5 protein-coding genes, 1 tRNA gene and 1 pseudogene are annotated in these 3,308 nt (G+C 51.1%); 6 read left to right on the top strand and 1 reads right to left on the bottom strand.

Features of this window, described 5'->3' with window-relative positions:
* From ACOYIE_RS10040 to ACOYIE_RS10025, 4 genes are all read left to right on the top strand, one after another.
* Positions 1-421, top strand: a 421-nt coding sequence (locus tag ACOYIE_RS10040) for a nucleoside recognition domain-containing protein (RefSeq protein WP_433412824.1), incomplete at its 5' end; no start/stop codon positions are given.
* A gap of 129 nt (positions 422-550) precedes the next feature.
* Positions 551-638: transfer RNA gene (locus ACOYIE_RS10035), tRNA-Ser, on the top strand.
* Between the two features lie 359 nt (positions 639-997).
* The gene (locus ACOYIE_RS10030) at positions 998-1,258 is read left to right on the top strand and encodes a type II toxin-antitoxin system HicA family toxin (protein WP_433412826.1); all 261 of its coding nucleotides are present in this window, start codon (positions 998-1,000) and stop codon (positions 1,256-1,258) included.
* Positions 1,255-1,599 (top strand): type II toxin-antitoxin system HicB family antitoxin, encoded by a 345-nt coding sequence (locus ACOYIE_RS10025; protein WP_433412822.1) that lies wholly within the window; start codon positions 1,255-1,257, stop codon positions 1,597-1,599. Before ACOYIE_RS10030 ends, ACOYIE_RS10025 begins: the two co-directional genes overlap by 4 nt.
* Before the next feature lie 294 nt (positions 1,600-1,893).
* On the opposite strand, the gene ACOYIE_RS10020 is transcribed toward ACOYIE_RS10025, so the two are convergent.
* Positions 1,894-2,385, bottom strand: coding sequence for a TetR/AcrR family transcriptional regulator C-terminal domain-containing protein (locus ACOYIE_RS10020; protein WP_433412820.1), 492 nt, complete (start codon positions 2,383-2,385; stop codon positions 1,894-1,896).
* Between the two features lie 167 nt (positions 2,386-2,552).
* Here ACOYIE_RS10020 and ACOYIE_RS10015 point away from each other — a divergent pair, with 167 nt between their 5' ends.
* Together ACOYIE_RS10015 and ACOYIE_RS10010 are read left to right on the top strand one after the other, a co-directional pair.
* Complete coding sequence (locus tag ACOYIE_RS10015; RefSeq protein WP_433412818.1) at positions 2,553-2,921, top strand: hypothetical protein; 369 nt, start codon at positions 2,553-2,555, stop codon at positions 2,919-2,921.
* An 18-nt stretch (positions 2,922-2,939) separates the two neighbouring features.
* Positions 2,940-3,308: pseudogene (locus ACOYIE_RS10010) on the top strand (hypothetical protein); the annotation flags it as partial.

The raw sequence follows: 3,308 nt of genomic DNA, 5'->3' as shown, positions 1-3,308 counted from the left end.
ATCCCATGTGCAGCTTGGCGACGCCACGCTCATCGCATCCCTGTGCGCCTTTTTGGAACCGTTGGGCCGCGTGATGGGGTTGGACGGCGCGATCCTTGCCGCGTTTTTGCTGGGCTTCCCCGCCAACGAAATCGTTCTGCCGCTGCTTTTGATGATCTACAGCGGCGGCGGCGCGCTCGCCGGCTACGATTCGCTGGAAGCCCTGCGCCAGGTGCTTGTACAAAACGGGTTTACCGCCATGACCGCCGTGAACATGTGCCTGTTTGGGCTGATGCATTTTCCCTGCGGGACGACCTGCCTGACCATCCGCAAAGAAACCGGCAGCGTCTTTTGGACGGTTCTGGCCTGGATTTTGCCGACGCTGTGCGGTATTTTCGCCTGCACGCTCGTAACCGCGCTGTGCCGCCTGTTTGCAGCCTGAAAAGAACCGCCGTTCAAAAAATGCACAGGGCCTTCCCTGCGTCCCTGTGCATAAATCGCAATCCATCGCCGCCGCGGTCTATCCCGGGCTTGACCGGCGGCGGCGAAATTGATATAATACTATCGTTATGGAGAGGTATCGAAGTGGTCATAACGAGGCGGTCTTGAAAACCGTTTGCCCAAAAGGCGCATGGGTTCGAATCCCATCCTCTCCGCCAATAAATCGCCGAATTTCGCGGGCCATGTTGCATTTTGTGTTGTATCATCAACAAATAATGCCGTGGCCCGTTCGGCTATTCCCTGACTGTAATACATCTTTCTCTGAACGTGTGCAAACAAACCGGATCCAGCATCCTGCTGGAACTATGTCCCAGCTTCCTTCTTCGTCGGCGCGGGAAAGCGCTTGTACCTGCGTTTCCCATCCTCGCCCACCCCGACATACGCCAGCGCACGCCAGCTGCCGCATGGCCGTTTCTTTGCCGTCGCCATACTCTGCAATCACCCAAAAAAGCTTTTTGCAACTGATAATAGTTGCATCCTCCTTTCAAATGATGTATAATAGAAACATGCAGGAGGAATAAACACGGGGCAAAAAGAAAAACTAATTGCAAAACTAAAATCCCGACCAAAGGATTTCACGTTCACAGAAGCGGAAACGCTGCTCAATTATTTGGGCTATACCCGAAGCGATAAAGGCCGCACCAGCGGTTCGCGCGTCCTGTTTTTCTCCGATCAGCACCGGGCGGTCTTGCTGCACAAACCACATCCCCGAAAAGAATTACTTGCCTATCAGGTCAGGCAACTTCTGGATTCCCTGGAACAGGAGGGACTAATATGAACAACACAATCACCTACAAGGGCTATATCGGCACCATCGAATTCTCCGAAGAAGATTGTATTTTCTTTGGAAAAGTTCTGGGTCTGCACAGCCTGATTTCCTATGAAGGCGCCACCGCCAAAGAACTGCTTGACGATTTTCACGGCGCAATCGACGATTACCTGCAAGCCTGCGCCGATAACGGTATCGAGCCGGAAAAAGCCTTTAAAGGCTCCTTTAATGTCCGCGTCTCCCCGGATCTGCACAAGCAGCTTGCCCAATATGCCGCAGAAAACCAGGTCACCCTAAACCGTATCGTCGAATCTGCACTCCAATCTTATGTGACCGCCCATGCCAATTAACGCGATCCCCTGCCGCCATCGCCGCCCGCCCGGGCGGCTTTTTATTTTTCCAACCATCCCTCTACCCCATACCCAAACCGCTGCCATCCCAGCCGCTGCCCGCATCTGCCGCAATAGTTTTGATATTCGCGTTCCAGCAAAGTCGCGCACTTTGGGCAAACCGGGAAAAAGGTCATCTCATACCGCTGAGGGTCGTTAAAGCCCCGGCTACCGTAAAAGGTTGAAGCAGCGGCGATTCCTGGAGAAATATTTTAATGCCCAGCAGGAACATCATTGATTTTGATCTTTGATGGTCTATTTGCCGAAGAACTCTGCCCGCCCTCTGTATTCGCTTCGGACGATCTCGTCCATTTCCTCAGGCGTTTCCTGACAGCCTCCTGCCAGCCACATCTTAATGATCGCGGTAAGCCCGCTTTTATGAAATTCCAAATGATAGGGAATAAACCGGCCGCCAAAATGCGCCTCGGCGAGTTTCCTGTCATAGGCTGCGATTTTGTACTGATTGTCATAGCCCAGCTTAAAGTAGGTTTTGTAGAACATAGGGTTTTCGGCGATATGCCGGAACAGCTTCAGATAGTCGCCATGAAAGAGGTCTACGGCCTCGCCTTTGTACAGTTCTCCCATATTCTGTTCCAGATTTTCACGCACGGCATCTGCAAGCGCGTAAATATCCACATAATTTGCATAAAAGGTAGAACGATTCAATTCTGCCAGCTTGCAGATGTCGGAAACCGTGATTTGTCCCAGCTCTTTTGTCTGCAGCAGTTCCACAAAGACGGACTCCATTTTCGCCCTGGATTCCCTTTTCCTTTTATTATTTTTCGTATTCATATCAAAACCTCTTTATTCCAACACTTGTGCCATTATTGATGATTGTTTTTCTGTCCGGCTCCCATTATAGTATAATCACAATAAGCAAACAAGTGTTGCTTTAATAAAAACGGAGGTTTCTCATGAAAAGAAGCAATTTTGCAGCATTGGTTTTGGGAACGGTCAGCGGCGTCCTGTTTGCGCTTGGCATGTGCATGGCGCTTTTGCCGGAATGGAACGCTTTTAAGCCGGGAATCATCTTCGGCTGCGCCGGCCTGCTTCTCGGGCTTATCACCGTCATCATCTGGCGCAGGATGGAGGGCAGGCAACCGGTGAAATTCTCCGGTAAGGCCATTCTGACCGCAGGGGTCGGCATGATCGGCGCACTTGCGCTTGGCGTCGGCATGTGCTTTTGCATGGTATGGGGCAAGATGGCGCTGGGTATTATCATCGGTTTGGTTGGTATTGTCGTTCTGCTGTGTCTGATTCCGTTGACCAGGGGCATAAAATAACCGGCTATGTTTCGGAAAGTGAAAGAAAATGTGCTTGTAAAACGAATACTGGAAAGTCAGCATGACCGGGTCCTTATTGCTGCTGCTTCGGGCTTCGGGCTGAATCTTTCCTATGCACTGTATCACGGGGCCGTCGGTATCATGTCCGGGTCTGTGTGGCTATTATTGCTCTGTGCATATTATATCGTCCTTAGCGTCATGCGCTTTTCCGTCGTGCTGTACGACCATCTAAGCGCAAAAAACAGCGCTGCGATTTCAGAGCAGTTTTTGTTTCGCTTTCTCGGCGGAATGCTGGCGCTGCTTTCCGTCCTATTGGCACAATCCGTGTATCTGTGTTTACGATATGATGTCGCCATCGTACATCCGGAAATTATGATGATCACGATT

The sequence above is a fragment of the Agathobaculum sp. genome (genome assembly GCF_050946325.1).
Classification (GTDB): Bacteria; Bacillota; Clostridia; order Oscillospirales; family Butyricicoccaceae; genus Agathobaculum.
Note: the sequence above shows the minus strand (reverse complement) of the source record. Positions and strands in the feature narration are given on the sequence as shown.

Coding starts and splice junctions, on each gene's coding strand:
- ACOYIE_RS10020 (WP_433412820.1), bottom strand. CDS start 2,385: ATGGAGTCCGTCTTTGTGGAACTGCTGCAGACAAAAGAGCTGGGACAA.
- ACOYIE_RS10015 (WP_433412818.1), top strand. CDS start 2,553: ATGAAAAGAAGCAATTTTGCAGCATTGGTTTTGGGAACGGTCAGCGGC.
- ACOYIE_RS10025 (WP_433412822.1), top strand. CDS start 1,255: ATGAACAACACAATCACCTACAAGGGCTATATCGGCACCATCGAATTC.